The 385-nt window shown below is 52.5% G+C and carries 1 rRNA gene; it reads right to left on the bottom strand.

What is annotated here, in order from left to right:
* Window positions 1-76: 76 nt before the first annotated feature.
* Window positions 77-385, bottom strand: a 23S ribosomal RNA gene (locus TMES_RS22100); the annotation flags it as partial.

Genomic DNA, 385 nt, shown 5'->3' with positions numbered 1-385 from the left:
CGAACTTTCGGTTCGTTTCGTCTTCACACACCGCAATCTGGTGCCTTTTCAGGTCAGCAAATTGCTTGGGTGTTATATGGTCAAGCCTCACGGGCAATTAGTATTGGTTAGCTCAACGCCTCACAGCGCTTACACACCCAACCTATCAACGTCGTAGTCTTCGACGGCCCTTCAGGGGACTCAAGGTCCCAGTGAGATCTCATCTTGAGGCTAGTTTCCCGCTTAGATGCTTTCAGCGGTTATCTATTCCGAACATAGCTACCCGGCAATGCCACTGGCGTGACAACCGGAACACCAGAGGTTCGTCCACTCCGGTCCTCTCGTACTAGGAGCAGCCCCTCTCAAATCTCAAACGTCCACGGCAGATAGGGACCGAACTGTCTCA

The sequence above is a fragment of the Thalassospira mesophila genome, assembly GCF_002115755.1.
Classification (GTDB): domain Bacteria; phylum Pseudomonadota; class Alphaproteobacteria; order Rhodospirillales; family Thalassospiraceae; genus Thalassospira; species Thalassospira mesophila.
The sequence above is the reverse complement of the archived record's forward strand: the minus strand, read 5'-3'. Positions and strand labels throughout refer to the sequence as shown.